This is a genomic window from Streptomyces aurantiaciflavus (assembly GCF_049808595.1).
GTDB lineage: Bacteria > Actinomycetota > Actinomycetes > Streptomycetales > Streptomycetaceae > Streptomyces.
In genome coordinates this window covers 252,526-268,307 of record NZ_JBNCAQ010000004.1, presented here as the reverse complement: position 1 = coordinate 268,307, position 15,782 = coordinate 252,526, and the positions used below count along the sequence as shown (strand labels likewise).

12 protein-coding genes are annotated in these 15,782 nt (G+C 73.8%); 8 read left to right on the top strand and 4 right to left on the bottom strand.

The window, feature by feature from the left end; genetic code table 11:
- The first annotated feature begins 10 nt into the window (after positions 1-10).
- Positions 11-883, top strand: coding sequence for a trypsin-like serine peptidase (locus tag ACPT94_RS06220; RefSeq protein WP_425245295.1), 873 nt, complete (start codon positions 11-13; stop codon positions 881-883).
- Positions 884-905: 22 nt separating this feature from the next.
- Here the strand turns inward: ACPT94_RS06220 and ACPT94_RS06215 are convergent, their stop codons facing one another.
- Positions 906-2,531 carry an N-acyl-D-amino-acid deacylase family protein gene (locus tag ACPT94_RS06215; protein ID WP_425245294.1) on the bottom strand — a complete coding sequence of 542 codons (1,626 nt, stop codon included), beginning with the start codon at positions 2,529-2,531 and terminating at the stop codon, positions 906-908.
- An 85-nt stretch (positions 2,532-2,616) separates the two neighbouring features.
- Positions 2,617-3,882 carry an amino acid deaminase gene (locus ACPT94_RS06210; RefSeq protein WP_360350722.1) on the bottom strand — a complete coding sequence of 422 codons (1,266 nt, stop codon included), beginning with the start codon at positions 3,880-3,882 and terminating at the stop codon, positions 2,617-2,619.
- 133 nt (positions 3,883-4,015) lie between these two features.
- On the opposite strand from ACPT94_RS06210, the gene ACPT94_RS06205 reads away from it, so the two are divergent.
- From ACPT94_RS06205 to ACPT94_RS06190, 4 genes are all read left to right on the top strand, one after another.
- Positions 4,016-5,083: a sugar kinase gene (locus tag ACPT94_RS06205; RefSeq protein ID WP_360350719.1), complete on the top strand. Its 1,068-nt coding sequence runs from the start codon at positions 4,016-4,018 to the stop codon at positions 5,081-5,083.
- On the top strand, positions 5,080-5,844 hold the full coding sequence (locus tag ACPT94_RS06200) for an IclR family transcriptional regulator (protein WP_360350716.1): 765 nt from the start codon (positions 5,080-5,082) through the stop codon (positions 5,842-5,844). Before ACPT94_RS06205 ends, ACPT94_RS06200 begins: the two co-directional genes overlap by 4 nt.
- Complete coding sequence (locus ACPT94_RS06195; RefSeq protein ID WP_360350713.1) at positions 5,841-6,251, top strand: RidA family protein; 411 nt, start codon at positions 5,841-5,843, stop codon at positions 6,249-6,251. Before ACPT94_RS06200 ends, ACPT94_RS06195 begins: the two co-directional genes overlap by 4 nt.
- 95 nt (positions 6,252-6,346) lie before the next feature.
- Positions 6,347-7,642, top strand: a complete 1,296-nt coding sequence (locus ACPT94_RS06190; protein WP_360350710.1) for a serine/threonine-protein kinase — start codon at positions 6,347-6,349, stop codon at positions 7,640-7,642.
- 55 nt (positions 7,643-7,697) lie between these two features.
- On the opposite strand, the gene ACPT94_RS06185 is transcribed toward ACPT94_RS06190, so the two are convergent.
- Complete coding sequence (locus tag ACPT94_RS06185; protein WP_425245293.1) at positions 7,698-9,731, bottom strand: serine/threonine protein kinase; 2,034 nt, start codon at positions 9,729-9,731, stop codon at positions 7,698-7,700.
- Between the two features lie 359 nt (positions 9,732-10,090).
- Here ACPT94_RS06185 and ACPT94_RS06180 point away from each other — a divergent pair, with 359 nt between their 5' ends.
- A complete protein-coding gene (locus tag ACPT94_RS06180) occupies positions 10,091-10,690 on the top strand; it encodes a hypothetical protein (RefSeq protein ID WP_360350705.1) in 600 nt (199 codons plus the stop codon).
- A 3-nt stretch (positions 10,691-10,693) separates the two neighbouring features.
- Here the strand turns inward: ACPT94_RS06180 and ACPT94_RS06175 are convergent, their stop codons facing one another.
- Positions 10,694-12,064, bottom strand: a complete 1,371-nt coding sequence (locus tag ACPT94_RS06175; protein ID WP_425245292.1) for a M14 family metallopeptidase — start codon at positions 12,062-12,064, stop codon at positions 10,694-10,696.
- A 542-nt stretch (positions 12,065-12,606) separates the two neighbouring features.
- Here ACPT94_RS06175 and ACPT94_RS06170 point away from each other — a divergent pair.
- Entirely contained in the window at positions 12,607-15,651 is a 3,045-nt protein-coding gene (locus ACPT94_RS06170) for a LuxR C-terminal-related transcriptional regulator (protein WP_425245290.1), read from the top strand.
- Positions 15,648-15,779 carry a hypothetical protein gene (locus ACPT94_RS06165; RefSeq protein WP_425245289.1) on the top strand — a complete coding sequence of 44 codons (132 nt, stop codon included), beginning with the start codon at positions 15,648-15,650 and terminating at the stop codon, positions 15,777-15,779. Before ACPT94_RS06170 ends, ACPT94_RS06165 begins: the two co-directional genes overlap by 4 nt.
- Positions 15,780-15,782 lie beyond the last annotated feature (3 nt).

Here is a 15,782-nt window from a genome sequence, read left to right as displayed (position 1 = left end):
GGACCCCCACATGAGAAAGCCTCTCGTTGCCGCGTTCTTCGCCCTGGCGATCGCCGGGGCCGGCGCGGCGCCCGCGGTCGCGGCGCCCGTGAGCGCGGCTCCCGCGGCGGCGGAGAAGGCGGACGCCCAGGCCGTCTCGCCGAAGCTCCAGGCCGTGACCCTCGCCGGGACGGTCGCGCTCAGCAACTGTTCCGGCTCCGTCGTGCGCTTCCCGAACTCCCTGGACACCGCCCCGGCGCTCGTGCTGACCAACGGGCACTGCCTGGAGACCGGCTTCCCGGCGCCCGGCCAGGTGATCGTCAACCGGGCCTCCAGCCGTACCTTCGGCCTGCTCAACTCCGCCGGCACGCGGGTGGCGACCCTGCGCGCGAACAAGATCGCCTACTCGACGATGACCGACACGGACGCCACGATCTACCAGCTCACCACCACCTACGCCGCGATCCGCAACTCCTACGGCATCAACGCGCTGACCGTGCAGGACACGCACCCCACCGCCGGAACCGCGATCACCGTCGCCTCCGGGTACTGGAAGCGGCTCTACAGCTGCAACATCGACGGATTCGTGTACCGCATGAAGGAGGGCGACTGGACCTGGAAGGACTCGGTCCGTTACACCTCCTCCTGCAACACCATCGGCGGCACCTCCGGCTCGCCCGTCGTCGACCAGGCCACCGGCAAGGTCGTCGCCGTCAACAACACCGGCAACGAGGACGGCGAGAGCTGCACGGTGAACAACCCGTGCGAGGTCGACGCGAGCGGCAACGTCACCGTCCGCCAGGGCATCAACTACGCCCAGGAGACCTACCAGTTCCCGGCCTGCTTCACGACCGGCAACCAGCTCAACCTGAGCGCGAGCGGGTGCGTCCTGCCCAAGCCGTGAGGCGACGCGGAGGGGTGGTCCGTCACACGGGACTGCGACGGACCGCCCGCCCCGCCAGCACGTCCGTCCGCCGCCCGTCCTCGATCACGAAACGGCCGTCGATCAGGACGTGCGGGATGCCGCTGGGGAGCGTGCGCGGGGCGTCGTAGGTGGAGCCCGCCGCGACCGTCCGTGGGTCGAACAGCACCAGGTCCGCGCGGTAGCCCTCCCGGACCAGGCCCCGGTCCGGCAGCCGGAGGCGCGCGGCCGGGCGCCCGGTGAGATGAGCGACGCACTCCTCCAGCGACAGGACCCCCAACTCCCGCACATAGCGGCCGAGGTAGTGCGGGAACGTGCCGTACGCGCGCGGGTGCGGCTTGGCGCCCTGGAGGATCCCGTCCGAGCCGCCCGTGTGGACGCGGTGGCGCATGATCGTGCGGACGTTCTCCTCGTGGCCCACGTGCTGGAGGATCGTCGGGGCCAGCCGGTCCTCCAGGAGCAGGCGACGGGCCGTCGTCCAGGGGGTCTCGCCGCGCAGCGCCGCCGACTGGCGGACCGTACGGCCGACGTGGTCCGCCAGCCGCTGGTCGCCGACGCCCGAGATCTCGATCGTGTCCCAGTCCACCGGCACGCCGTGGCAGCCGTCGGCGCCGGTCACCTCGAGGTCGTGGCGGACGCGTTCCGCCGTCTGCTCGTCGGCGAGGCGGGCGAGGACCGCCTCCGGGCCGCCCTCGCTCGCCCAGCTCGGCAGCAGCGCGACGAGCGTCGTACAGCCGGGGGTGTAGGGGTAGGTGTCGAGGGTGATGTCGGCGCCCGCCGCCAGCGCGTCGTCCAGGAGGGCCAGCAGCTCGGGCGCCCGGCCCTCGTTCACCCCGAAGTTCATGGTGGCGTGGGCGAGATGGAGGGAGCAGCCGGCCTCCCGGGTCAGCTGCACCATCTCCTCGTACGCCTCCAGCGCCCCGGCTCCGTACGAGCGGTGATGCGGGCAGTAGTACCCCCCGTACCGCGCCACCACCCGGCACAGCTCGGTCAGTTCGGCGTCCCCGGCGTACATGCCGGGCGTGTAGGTCAGCCCGGACGACAGGCCGACCGCGCCCTGCTCCATCCCCTCCGCGACCAGGCGCCGCATCCGGTCCAGCTCCCCGGGTGTCGCCTCGCGGTCCTCCCAGCCGACGGCGAGCGCGCGGACCGTGCCCTGGGGGACGAGGTAGGCGGCGTTCACCGCGATCCCCCGGCCCTCGAAACCGAAGTCCAGGCGGTCCAGGTACTCGCCCACCGACCGCCAGTCGAAGTCGATGTCGTCGCCGTGGCCGTTCCACCCGGCGATCGCCCGGCGCACCCCCACCAGGGTGCGGTCGTCGACCGGGGCGTACGACAGGCCGTCCTGGCCCAGGACCTCCAGGGTCACGCCCTGGGCCGCCTTCGCGCTGTGGTCGGGATCGCGCAGGAGGGCGAGGTCGCTGTGGGCGTGCATGTCGACGAAGCCGGGCGAGAGGACGAGCCCCTCGGCATCCAGCTCCCTTGTCGCCGTGGGGCGTTGGCAGCCCGCCGCCGCGGCCTCCTGGACGATCGCGACGATCCTGCCGTCGTCGATCACCACATCGGCGCGGTACGACGGTCCGCCGGTGCCGTCGACGACGTCCGCGTCCCGGATGACGAGGTCTTCCATGCCGGTGCCCCCTTGCCGCCTCCAGGGCGTGTTTCGAAAGTCCCGTGGTCCCGTGGGGCCCTCGAAGCGGCGTTAGAAAACCCCCTTAGAAAAAAGTGCGGATGTAGTCCACGACCGTGCCGTCCGCCCGCACCAGCGGAATCAGCTGCCACTTGTCGAAGGACGTGCACGGATGGGACAGACCCAGGCCGACCCAGTCGCCCACCTCCAGGTCCGCCTCGCCCGTCGTGCGCAGCCAGGCGTGCTGGTCGGACAGGGCGGTGACCGAGACACCGGTGGCGGGACGCTCCGTGCCGTCCCGGCGGATCACCTGGGCGAAGGGCAGATCGAGGTCGTGGGCCGCGTCGCGCTTGCCCGCGTTGACGAAGGCCTGGTCGGGCGCGGGACGGGAGACGACCTGGCTCCACAGCCGGAACGCCGGCTCCAGGGCGCCCTCCTCGGGGACCCGGTTGAAGGGGGTCAGCCTGCGGTAGTGACCGTCGTCGTGCGAGACGTAGGCGCCCGAGCGCAGCAACTTCAGGACCGGGCGGGAGAGTGCGGGGATGTCGGCGAAGACGTCGGCCACCGCGTCGAACCACTCGCTGCCGCCCGCGCTGACCACGATCTCGTCCGCACCGGAGAAGCGCCCCGCCTTGTCGAAGTCGGCGGCGAGGCCGACCAGCCGCCGTAGCCAGGCTCGCACGCGCTCCGGCGACGCCTCCGGAACCGAGGCCTCGTAGCCCGCGACCCCGACCAGCCGCAGGGTCGCCGCCGCGGCCACCGCGTCCGCGACCGCCGCGCACTCCTCCTCCGTACGGACCCCGGTACGGGCCCCCTCGCCGGCGGCGAGCTCGACGACGACGTCCACCGGGCGGGCGGCGCCGTGCAGCGCCGCGTCCATCAGCTCCACCCCGCGCACGGAGTCGACGTAGCAGACGAGGCGGAAGTCCGGGTCGGCGGAGAGCTCCGCCGCGATCCAGCGCAGGGCCGCCGGGTCCACCAGTTCGTTCGCGAGGAAGACGCGCTGGACGCCGAAGGCGCGGGCCACCCGTACCTGGTGCGGGACGGCGAGGGTGATGCCCCAGGCGCCGTGGTCGATCTGCCGCTGGAAGAGCTGGGGCGCCATGGTGGTCTTGCCGTGCGGGGCGAAGGCGAGGCCGTGGCGGGTCGCGTACGTCTCCATGAGCCGGAGGTTGTGTTCCAGGCGCTCGGCGGAGAGGGCGAGGACCGGGGTGGTGAAGCCGTCGGTGAAGAGGTTGCGGCCCTGGGCGGCCAGCTCGCCGACCGTGCGGCCGTCGGCGTCCGGCGGGAGGCCCTTGAAACGGTGGTCGACGCGTTCCTCGGCCAGGCGGGCGAGCGCTTCGCTGCTCATCAAGAGCCTCCTGATCCCAGTCTGTTGCACACTTTGCAACGTCCATTGCGTATGTTGCTGGATGCTGTCTAACATCTCGGCCGACGCGGGGTCAACGAGGCCGCCGCGACCCCACCGAGGAGCTACGACCATCGTGACCGCCACCGGAGCCCGCGACGCTCCTGACGTCGTCGACGTCGTCGCGCTCGGCGAGTCCATGGTCGCCTTCCTGCCCACCCGGCCCGGCCGCCTCGCCGACGTTCCCTCCTTCGACCGGGCCATCGGCGGCGCGGAGTCCAACGTCGCGTGCGCGCTCGCGGCGGCCGGGCATGCGGCGCGGTGGGTCAGCCGGGTGGGAGCCGACGGGTTCGGCGACCACCTGGTCGAGGCGGTCGGCGGTCACGGCGTGGACGTCTCCGCCGTTCGCAGGGACCCCGAGCGACCGACCGGCGTCTACTTCCGCACCGCCGGCGACCGGGCGACCGACGCCCACGAGGTGGCGTACTACCGGGCGGGGTCGGCCGCCTCGGCGATGTCGGCGGACACGGTGGATCTGGCGGCGGTGCACGCGGGTCGTGTCCTGCACCTGTCGGGAATCACGGCGGCGCTGTCCGACGACTGCCTCGCCCTCCTGCGGGAGCTGACCGCGCCCCGGCCCGGGCGGCCGCTCGTCTCCTTCGACGTCAACCACCGGCCGGGGCTGTGGCCCGACGCCGACGGCCCGCGCGTCCTGCTCGACCTGGCCCGCGGCGCCGACATCGTCTTCGTCGGCGCCGACGAGGCACGCGCCGCCTGGGGGCTGCACGGCCCGGCCGCGATCCGGGCCGCGCTGCCCGAGCCGGAGCTCGTGGTCGTGAAGCTGGGCAGGGCCGGAGCCGTCGCGTTCGACAAGGACACGGAGGGCCTCGAGGACGCCGACGGCACCGCCACCGTCGTCCGCGCCCTCCGCGTCGACGTCGTCGCCGCCGTCGGCGCCGGGGACGCCTTCGCCGCCGGGTTCCTCTCCGCCACCCTGCGCGGGCTGCCCGTACGGCAGCGGTTGCGCCACGGCCACCTCATGGCCGCCGCCGCCCTCACCGTCCCCGGCGACCTCGCCGTCCCCCCGTCCCGTGACCACGCCGACCGCCTCGCCGACCTGGACGACGACGCGTGGGGGAGACTTCGACTGGGCCCCGGCTGGACACGAGCCGCAGCGGCCCCGGAGGAGGTACGCACCCCATGAGCCAGACCGTCGACCGCGCCCTGAGCATCCTGCCCCTGCTCGCCGAGGGCCCCGCCGACCTCGGACAGGTCGCCGGCCGCCTCGGCGTCCACAAGTCCACGGCCCTGCGCCTCCTGCGCACCCTCCACGAGCACGGGCTCGTCTACCGGCAGTCCGACCAGCGCTACCGCCTCGGCGCCCGCCTCTTCGCCCTCGCCCAGGAGGCCATGGAGAACCTCGACATCCGCGAGATCGCCCACCCCCACCTCGTCCGCCTCAACGAGCGGTGCGGACACACCGTCCACCTCGCCGTGTACGAGGAGGGCGAGGTCCTCTACATCGACAAGGTGGAGAGCCGCTACCCGGTGCGGATGTACTCGCGGATCGGCAAGCCGGTCGCCCTCACCGTCGCCGCCGTCGCCAAGCTGCTCCTCGCCGATCTGCCCGAGCCCGAGCGGCGGGCGGTCGCCGAGAAGCTCGACTACCCCCTGTACACCGCCCGCTCCACACCCAACGCCCCCGCCTTCCTGCGGGAGTTGGAGAAGGCGCGTGAACAGGGCTGGGCCACCGACCTCGGTGGCCACGAGGAGTCCGTCAACTGCGTCGCCGCACCGATCCGCGGCGCCGACGGCCGGGTGGTCGCCGCGATGTCGGTGTCCGCGCCGAACGTCGTCGTCACCGCCGACGAACTCCTCACCCTGCTCCCGCAGGTGCGCCGCACCGCGGACGACATCAGCGGCGAGTACTCCGGCAGGACACCGATCAAGGAAGCCACCTCATGACCGAGAAGATCGCGCTCACCCCGAAGACCCACACCACCCCACCCGCGAAGTTCTCCCACGGGGTCCGCAAGGGCAACATCCTCCAGGTCGCCGGCCAGGTCGGCTTCCTCCCGGCCGAGGAGGGCAAGTCCCCCACGCCCGCCGGCCCCACCCTGCGCGAGCAGACCCTCCAGACCCTCTCCAACGTCAGGGCGATCCTCGAGGAGGGCGGCGCGAGCTGGGACGACGTGATGATGATCCGCGTCTACCTCACGGACGTCGACCACTTCGCCGAGATGAACGAGATCTACAACGCGTACTTCGCGGAGCAGGCGCTCACCGCCCCGCCCGCCGCCCGCACGACGGTCTACGTCGGCCTTCCCGCCGGGCTCCTCATCGAGATCGACGCCCTCGCCGTGCTCGGCTGAGCGCCTGACGGCCCCTCGACCCCGGCACGCCGAGCACGGGCATACTGTGGGCGCCGCCCTGCCACCCGCAGCCGGGCGGCAGGGGGGAGGGCGTCGTGACCGCCGTGCGGATCGGGCCGTACGTCGTCGAGCGTGAACTCGGGGCCGGTGGGATGGGGACCGTCTACCTGGCGCGGTCGCGCGCCGGACGGCCCGTCGCGGTGAAGGTGGCGCGGCCCGAGCTCGCGGCCGATCCGTCGTTCCGGGCCCGGTTCCGCGCCGAGATCGAGGCGGCCCGCCGGGTCGGCGGTTTCCACACGGCGCCGGTCGTGGACGCCGACCCCGACGGCACCCCGCCCTGGCTGGCCACCGCATACGTGCCCGGTCCCACCCTCGCCGCCCGGCTGGAGGCCGAAGGGCCCATGGGAGAAGGCGAGTTGAGAAGGCTCGGGGCCGCGCTCGCCGAGGCCCTGCAGGCCATCCACGGGTGCGGGCTGGTCCACCGGGACCTGAAGCCGGGCAACATCGTCATGGCCGCCGACGGCCCCCGCGTCCTCGACTTCGGTATCGCGCGGGCCGTGGAGAACACCCGTCTGACGGCCACCGGTCACGCCTTCGGCACGCCCGGCTTCCTCGCTCCCGAGCAGGCCGTGGGCCGGGACGTGACCGGGGCCGCCGACGTCTTCGCCCTCGGCGCGGTCCTGGTCGCGGCCGCCGGCGGCCGGCCGTTCGGGGACGGGACCCCCATGGCCCTCATGTACCGCTCGGTGCACGAGGAGGCGGACGTCACGGCCCTGCCCGCCGCGCTGCGGGACGTGGTGGCCGCCTGCCTCGCCAAGGACCCGGCGGACCGGCCCACCCCCGGCGGCCTCCTGGACCTGCTGACCGCACCCGCACCAGCGGGCGCCCCTCCCGCGTACCCACCCAAGCGGTACGCGCCGCGGCAGGAGCCGTGGGGCGCGGGTCCCCGGCCGGCACCTCCCGAAGGCCCGGCGGGTCCCGGCGGCCCGGCGGATCCCCGAGTCGCGTCCCCGACGCCCGCACCCCCGGCCGTCGCACCTTCCGCTCCCACACCCTCGGCTCCCGCACCCTCCGCTCCCACACCCTCGGCTGCCGAGCGGGCGCGGGCCGACTCGCTGCGTACGTTCACGGTGGCCGACGGCCGCCAGGGCGTGGCCGTGTACGAGACCGGCGTCCTTCTGCAAGTCGGCGAGGTCGAGGTCGAGTTCGCCTGGGGGGAGATCGCCGCCGTGATCACGACCGCCTCGGGCTTCGGCCGGGGTTTCGCCGTGACCGTACGCCCGTACGAAGGGGACGACTGTTCCGTGGACGTCCGCGCCCCCACCCGCCGCATCCGCGACCAATGGCTCGCCCGGCTGGACCTCGTCCTGGCGCGCTATCTCGACGAGTAGCCGGAACTACGGGCGGCCGGGGCCGGGAGTCCGCGGAGCGTGCGCCCGGCCGTTCTCACACCGCGACCAGGCAGACGTATCCCTGACCGCCGTACACGCTCGACGTCCAGTAGCGGGTCGACACCGGACACCTGCCGTTCGAGCCCTCGTGGACGCCGGTGATCTGGAGGATGTACTGGTAGCCGGACGGCACCGTGTCCGCCCCGCAGTTCCACACCCGCAGCAGGTCGAGCCGGATGCCGCCGCCGTCCGTGCCCTGGGCGGGCACGCACTGCCCGATGCGGAACTGGCGTTCCAGACACAGGACGGTGTGGCCCGAGACGCCGCCGTGATGGGACCAGTAGCTTCGGCCCGCCGAGTTGGGGCAGTCGAAGCCCCAGTCCTCGGACGTGGACGTCACCCGCACGAAGGCGTCCGCCGCGTCGCAGTCGACCCGCTTCGGCACCTCGGTGCTCCACTGACCGACGTAACCGGTCCCGTAGGCGTTCAGGCAGTCCCCCGCGCGTACGGCGGTGAACGCCTGCTCCGTCGGGTCCGGGGTGGGGGAGTACACCGAGACGGGTCTGCTCGGCGCGTTCGAGGGCGTGGTGAGGGAGGAGCCGCCCGAACTCTTCGCATCATCGGTCTGCGTGTTCAACCACCAGAGCCCGAACAGGACGATCAACGGCACCGCCCACCAGGCGCTGGAGGACTTCTTCCGCGCCGGCTGCACCGGCTGCGGCGGCTGGGGCGGCGCGGGAGCGGCCGCCGGGATCGCGGCAGGGGCGTGCGCGTCGTTCCGGCCAGGGCGCGGGCGCGTCCCTGCCCTGGCCCGATCGCCCGCGGGGGATCCGGCACTCGCCCGGCCCTGGCCACTCGTAAGGCCCTGGCCCTGCGCCGGGTTGCGGCCACGCGTACGGTCCTGGCCACTCGCCCGTTCTCGGGCGCCCGCACGGGCCGAGGCGGCGCCGGGTCTCCCGGAGTCGCCGGGTGGCGCGGAGCCGCCGGGCGCCGAGGAGGCCGCGGACCGGACCCTGGTGTACGGGCGGGTCGCGTCCGGCGCCGGAACGGGCCGCGTCCGCAGGTCCTGCGTGGGGGTGCTGTCCGGCCCGGCCGGCGGTGAGCTCCCGTCCCGTTCCGCCGGGGCGGAGCCGTCGCCCGCTCGGCCGGACGAACGCCGGGCGGCCGGGGCGGGGGCCGGTCCCGGCGGGTGCGCTTCCAGCAGGGCGCGCCCTTCCGCCTCGTACGACCGGATGAGCCGCAGCCACGGCACGGGCAGCCAGTCCGCGCCGCCGGACGTGCCCTGCCGGGCGGAGACGACCGGGGCCAGCTCGTCGAGCAACTCGGCGGGCCCGGGGCGCCGTTCGGGGGTGTCGCGCAGGCAGGCGGTGACCAGCGGAGCCAGCTCGGGCGGCAGCCCGGCCAGGTCGAGGTCGCCACGCGAGACCTGGGCGAGCAGCCGCAGGGTGTCACCGGTGTCCCGGTACGGCGGGCGGCCGGTGGCGAGGTGGAAGAGGGTGGCGCCGAGGGAGTAGACGTCGGACGCGGCCGTCGACTCCTCGCCGCGGGCCTGCTCCGGAGAGGTGTAGGCGATCGTGCCGAGCGTGAGGGTGGTGCGGGTGATGTCGACGGCGTGCGAGATGCCGAAGTCGATCAGGCGGGGGCCGTCCGGGGGCAGCAGGATGTTCCCCGGCTTGACGTCCCGGTGCACGACCCCGGCGTCGTGGAGCGTGAGCAGCGCCTCCGCCGCCCCGGCCGCCACCCAGGGCACCGCGTCGGGAGGCAGCGGCCCGCAGGCGCTCACCAGCTCGTCGAGCGCCGGAGCGGCGATGAACTCGGTGGCCAGCCGCGGCCGTTCGGCGTCCGGGTCGGCGTCGACGACGTTCGCCGTGCAGACGCCGCCCACCCGCCGGGCCAGGCTCACCTCGCGCGCGAACCGCCTGCGGTCCGCGTCGCTCACCGGCCCCTCGGCGAGCAGCGTCTTGACGGCGACGAGCCGTCCGCCGGGCGACCGCGCGACATGGACGCGTCCCATACCGCCCGCCCCGAGCCGCCCGAGAACGCGGTACGGACCGATGGCGGCCGGGTCCTCGCCCCGGGGAGGCGACACCCGTGTGTTCCGGTCCGGGCCTCGCTCCCCGCCTCCACGCTCCCCCACGCTCGAACAACCTGGTGCGGGAGCATCCCCATCGCCGCCGCTCACGGTCCCCCCGATGTCCCTGACATCCCTGATGCTCGCGCTTCGTGTCCATGCCACACGACGCTTCCCGACGGCACCTGGTTCCCGGCAGGGGCATGGGCAGCAGGGCCGCGACACGGGCGTTGAGGGGCCATTGCGGCACGGGGCCCCACGACGGGCGTTGAGGGGCCATTGCCGCATGGGGCCCCACGACGGCCGATGAGGGCCATTGACGGGCATTGACCGGCCCCACTGTTCTCGGCACAGGATCGTCGACCATACTGCCCGCTGTGGAGCAGCGCATAGGTTCGAGCAGCAAGCCCCTGGAGGGCGCCGGATTCGACCCGGCATTCATCCCCGGGCTCACCTCGCCCGTGACCACCGAGCCGGAGGACGCGAAGGCGGAAGACGCGCAGGCGGAGGATGCGAAGGCGGCGGACGCGAAGGCGGCGGACGACGAGGCGGTCGTCCGGAAGGACGCCGACTCCGACGCCGAACCGGCCGACGCCGACGAGGAGCAGGCGGAGGAGGAGATCCCGGACGGTCCCGTCTTCGAGGCCGCCGACCGCCGGGCGCGGATCGTCGCCGACGCCCGGGGCGTCCGCCTCCGCCTCGACGAGGAGGAGTGCGAGTTCCGCTGGGACGAGATCGGCGCCGTCGAGACCGAGTCCCCGCGCTTCGGCAAGCGGTTCACCATCACGGTGCACACCCCTGACCGCCGTTGGTACCCGATCGAGATCGAGGCGACGGCCAGGGGGCGCTTCAAGGAGTGGGACGAGCAGCTGGACGCGGTGCTGGACGCCTACTTCGAGGACGAAGCCGAGGACGTCGACGACACCAAGGACGCCGACGGCACCGAGAAGGCCGAGGACACCGCGAAGGCCGACTAGGTCCTAGCTGCAGTACTGGGCCTGCTTGCCGATGGACCGGTACATGCAGTCCGCGTTCTCCAGAAGCTGGAGCACCGCGTCCCTGTTCCGGGCGGTCTCCCGCTCGATGACCTCGTCGGGCGGGTAGAACCCACCCCCGGAGGCCGAGCCCGGGTACATCTCGAAGGTGTACGAGAAGATCTTGTGCGTACCCCAGAGATAGTCGTCGATCGACCCGTCCGTGATGTACAGGTCGCTCGCCTGCTCGGGCGTGTAACCGTTGCTCGCGGCCATCGAACGGCCCACTGTCGCGAAGGCGTTGCGGTCGTCCGCCGTCATCCCGGTGGTGGTGTCGGCGGTGGTGTACCCGAAGGGCCACAGCACCAGCTCGCTGTACGTGTGGAAGTCGATCCCGGCCTTGATCTGCTGCTTGCCGCCGACGACCCGGCTGCGCACGAAGTCCGCGACGACCTTCACCTCGGGCGCCGACTCGGCGGCCGCGCCCCGGTAGGTCTCGGAGGACGTCGAGCCGGAGGAGCCGCCGCAGCAGCCCCACCGGTAGGCCCAGTTGCGGTTGAGGTCCGTACCGACGTACGAGGAACCGGAGTTGGGCTGGCGGTTCTTGCGCCACGAACGGTAGGAGCCGGTGGCGACGTCGTACTCGCCGCCGTCCGGGTTGAGGTCCGGGACGATCCAGATCTCGCGGTTGTTCACCATGCTGGTGATGCGGGAGTCGGTGCCGTAGCCGGCGCCCAGCTCGCGGATCAGGTACAGCGCCATCTCCACGGTCAGGTGCTCACGGGCGTGCTGATGGTGTGTGAACAGCACCTCGGGCTCGGCCTCGTCCGTGCCGACGTTGTCGCTGACCTTGATGGCGACGATGTCCCGGCCCTGGTACGACTTGCCGATCACCCGCTTGCTGATGATGCTCGGGTAGGCCGCGATGCGCTGGTCGATCTCCGCGGTCATCTCGGCGTAGTTGTGGTACCGCGAGTCGGCCGACGGGAAGTCGTGCAGCCGCACCTCGCCCTCGGCGGTGCGGTCCGGCGCGGCGCCCACCGGCGCGACCTCGTAGCCCTGCGCGCGCAGCTTCCTGATCTGGTCCGCGCGGCCGGAGACGACGACGGTCTCCTCGTTGGCCTCGTCGACGCTCACGCCGGACGCGGCGATCGCCGTGCGCGACTGGGGCGTGCTGTGGGGGACGTGGATCTCGTACTGGCGGATGTCGTCGACGCCGGCGGCCGCCTTCGGGGCGCTGCCCGCCGCCGCGTTCGTGGCCGTCGCCGAGACCGGTGCCGCGAGGGCGAGGGCCATGAGGGCGGCGAGGGCGGCGGTTCGTCTGCCGCCGCGGGCGCCTGAGCCGCGGGTGCCTGAGCCGCGTATGCGGAGTCGCATGAGAGATCTCCTCGGTTCTCCAGATGTCCGGGGTCGCCGGACGTGTGGGGAGTGGAGCGGGGGGTGGTGCTTTCGTGCGACGTGCTGTCCGCTTGCTGGTGCTGCGCTTGCCATGTCTGCGCGCTTCGCTCGTGCAGCCGCGCTTGCCGTGTCTGTGCGCCTTGCTGTCGCACGCGCGCCTGCCGTGTTCGTGCGCCTTGCTCGTGCCTGCGCACCTGCCGTGTCTGTGCGCCTGCTGTGCCGGGCGTGCGGGGTGCCGCTCATCGTCGGCTCATGACATGGTCAGGTCAAGAGTCGGCGAGGAGTCGGTGGCTGGAATCGTGCGGAACGTGGCCGGGTGGCCGAGGAGTTGCCCGTGGTCGCGGGCGGCCGGGCAGTGTACGCGCGACCGCCGCCTGCGACGCGGACCTCGCCAAAGCTCACCCACGGGTGTGAGGCGGGCGTGCATATATGTACGGCCCGGGGAAGGCTGAGGGTCCGCACAACAAGAGGAGCCGCACCCTCCGGCTGCCTCGACCACACCCCCAGAGGACTGGCTGATCATGGGCGGATCAGCGCCAAGACGGGACTGCCACCTGCCGGTGGAGACGACCAGCTTCGTCGACCGGCGGAGTGAACTGGCCGAAGGGCGCGAGCTGTTGGCCAGGGCCCGGCTGGTCACCCTGACCGGCCCCGGCGGCGTGGGCAAGACGCGCCTGGCCGGGCGGATCGCGGCACGGGTCGCCCGCGCCTTCCCCGACGGCGTGCGCTTCGTCCACCTCTCCGGCCTGCGCGACCCGGCCCTCGTCCCGTTCACCGTCGCCGCCGCGCTCGGCCTGCACGACTACTCCGACCGGCCGGCGCTGGACACCCTGGCGGAACGCCTCCGGGACCGGCGACTGCTCCTCGTCGTCGACAACTGCGAGCACCTGCTGCGGGCCTGCGCCGACCTCGCCGCCGCCCTGCTGCACGGCACCACCGGCGTCCGTCTCCTCACCACCAGCCGCCACCGGCTCGGCCTCACCGAGGAACACCTCCTGGACGTACGGCCCCTGCCCGTCCCCGACCCGGACGGCGACCTCTCCGCCGCCGACGGCTACCCGGCCCTCGCCCTCTTCGCCGACCGCGCCGCCGCCGTAGTCCCCGGCTTCCGGCTCACCGCCGCGAACCGTGCCGCCGTCGCCCGCCTGTGCCGCCGCCTCGACGGCCTTCCGCTCGCCATCGAACTGGCCGCCGTCCGGATGCGGGTCCTGGACGTCGACCAGCTCCTCCAACGCCTCGACGACCGCTACCACCTCCTCACCTCCGGCAGCCCCACGGTCCCGCTCCGCCACCAGACCCTGCGGGCGGCGGTCGACTGGAGCCACGAACTGTGCGACGAGGTCGAGCAGGCGGTGTGGGCCCGGCTGTCGGTCCTGCCGGGCAGCTTCGACCTGGAGACGGCGGAGGCGGTGTGCGGGGACGCGGGCGAGGGGCCGGGCGTGCGGCCCGGGCGGTGTCCCGCCCCCGCCGCCCCTGCCCTTCCCGTCCCCGGGGGCTCCGCCCCCAGCCCCCCGCCCTTCGCCCACTTACGACCCGCCTCGCTGCCCCAAGACGTGCCCGACCGTGCCGAGACCCACCTCTCGCCTGACGGAGTCGGGAGCCACGACGCCCGCTCCTCGGCCGCCCGAGGAAACGGGAACGACGAGGCTCACCTCTCGCCTGACGGAGTCGGGAGCGAGGCCCGCTTCTCGGCCGACCGAGCCGACAGCCGCGAGGCGTGCTTCGCAGCCGACCGGGCCGGGAGCTGCGAGGCCCACCTCTCGGCCCACCGAGTCGGGCGGTGGGTGGGCGAAGGCCTGGGGGTCCAGGGGGCGGAGCCCCCTGGCGGGGTGGCAGGGGCGGAGCCCCTGGCCGGGGTCGAAGAGGCGGAGCCCCTGGAGGTGGGACGGGAAAGGGCGGCGGGGGCGCACCCCACCCCGCCCCTGCACCCGCACGACGTCCTGGAAGCCGTCGCCGGCCTGGTCGACAAGTCCGTCCTCAGCCGCGAGACCGGCCCCGCCGGCACCGTCCGCTACCGCATGCTCGACACCCTCCGGGACTACGGCCTGGAGCGGCTCAAGGCGCGCCCCGGCGAGGCACGCGCCACCCGCATCCGCCTCCGCGACTGGATGCAACAACGGGCCGCCACCTGCGAGCGGGAGTGGTTCGGCCCCGGCCAGCCCGAGATCGTCGCCCGCCTGAGAGCCGATCAGGACAACCTCCGTGCCGCGCTCGACTTCAGCCTCACCGCCCCCGGCGAGGCCCTCGCCGGCCTCCGCCTGGCCGGCACCCTGTGGTTCCACTGGCACGCCTGCGGAGCCCCCCGCGAGGGCCGCTACTGGCTCGACCGTGCCCTCGAGGCCAACCCCGCGCCCACCCGCGAACGCGCCCGCGCCCTGTGGGTCGCGGCCCTCCTCGCCGGCTGCCCGGAGGACCTCACCCGCGGCCGCCGCCGCGCCGAACAGGCCCGCGACCTGGCCCACCGCCTCGGCGACGCGGCCGAGGTGGCCCACGCCGAGTATGTCGTCGGCGTCATCCGCCTCTTCAGCGACGACCTCACCGGCGCCCTGGACCACTTCCGCGCCGGCGTCGACCGCGGCGGCGTCCCCGGCCAGCACCTCAGCCTCATCGGCCTCGACCGCGTCGAACTCGCCTGCGCGCTGTGCTTCCTGGGCCGCGCCGACGAGGCGATCGCGGTCTGCGAGGAGACCCGCCGGCTCTGCGCCGAGCACGGCGAGCGGTGGGTGCTGTCGTACGTCGAACGGATGCTGGCCCTCGCGCACACCGTCAAGGGCGACTGGCGGCAGGCGGAGCGGCACGGCCGGGAGGCGCTGCGCCTGAAACTCGCGGTGCACGACGTCCTCGGCATGGGCCTCACCCTCGACCTGCTGGCCCGGATCGCCGCCGAGCGCGGCGCCCACGACCACGCGGCCCTCCTCCTCGGCGGCGCCGACCGCGCCTGGGCCGACATCGACCGCAGCCGCTGGGGCTCGGCGGCCCTCAACTCCACCCGCCGCGGCAGCGAGGAACGGGCCCGCCGCGCCCTGGGCCGCACCGCCTTCCGCCGGGCCTACGACCGCGGCGCCGCGCTCGCCCTCACGGACCTCGTCGCCCACGCCCTGAGCGACAAGGCCTTACCCCGCTGCCCGGCATCTCCCTCGCGCGAGCCGGACCCGCGCCCGGCGTCCGCGACGCACAGCCCGGCCGACGCGCCCACGGCCCCCGGCCGCGCGCACCCGCCGCACGGACCGGCCGCCGGCTCCCCGCCCCCGCCGCACGGCACGGCCGCGAGCCTCCCGTCCTCGCCGCACGGGCCGTCCGCGAGCCCGCCGTCCGCCCCGCACGCACCGGCCGGCAGCCCCCCACCGCGCAGCTCGTTCATGGCCGGACCACCGGACGCCGTCCGCCTCACCCGCCGCGAGGCCCAGGTCGCCGAACTCGTCGCCGAGGGCCTCGCCAACCAGCAGATCGCCGACCGCCTGGTGATCTCCCGCCGTACCGCCGAGGGCCACGTCGAACGCATCCTCAGCAAGCTCGGCTTCAGCAACCGCAGTCAGATCGCCGCCTGGGTGACAGCCCAACGGTGACACCCCGCAGGACCCGCCCACGCACGCCCGCCGACGCGGACCCGCCCACGCGGGACCCGCCCACGCACCACTCGTCCCCGTACGACCCGTATGACCCGTACGACCCGTACGACCCGTACGACCCCTGAACC

Coding starts and splice junctions, on each gene's coding strand:
- ACPT94_RS06220 (WP_425245295.1), top strand. CDS start 11: ATGAGAAAGCCTCTCGTTGCCGCGTTCTTCGCCCTGGCGATCGCCGGG.
- ACPT94_RS06215 (WP_425245294.1), bottom strand. CDS start 2,531: ATGGAAGACCTCGTCATCCGGGACGCGGACGTCGTCGACGGCACCGGC.
- ACPT94_RS06210 (WP_360350722.1), bottom strand. CDS start 3,882: ATGAGCAGCGAAGCGCTCGCCCGCCTGGCCGAGGAACGCGTCGACCAC.
- ACPT94_RS06200 (WP_360350716.1), top strand. CDS start 5,080: ATGAGCCAGACCGTCGACCGCGCCCTGAGCATCCTGCCCCTGCTCGCC.
- ACPT94_RS06195 (WP_360350713.1), top strand. CDS start 5,841: ATGACCGAGAAGATCGCGCTCACCCCGAAGACCCACACCACCCCACCC.
- ACPT94_RS06175 (WP_425245292.1), bottom strand. CDS start 12,064: ATGCGACTCCGCATACGCGGCTCAGGCACCCGCGGCTCAGGCGCCCGC.
- ACPT94_RS06170 (WP_425245290.1), top strand. CDS start 12,607: ATGGGCGGATCAGCGCCAAGACGGGACTGCCACCTGCCGGTGGAGACG.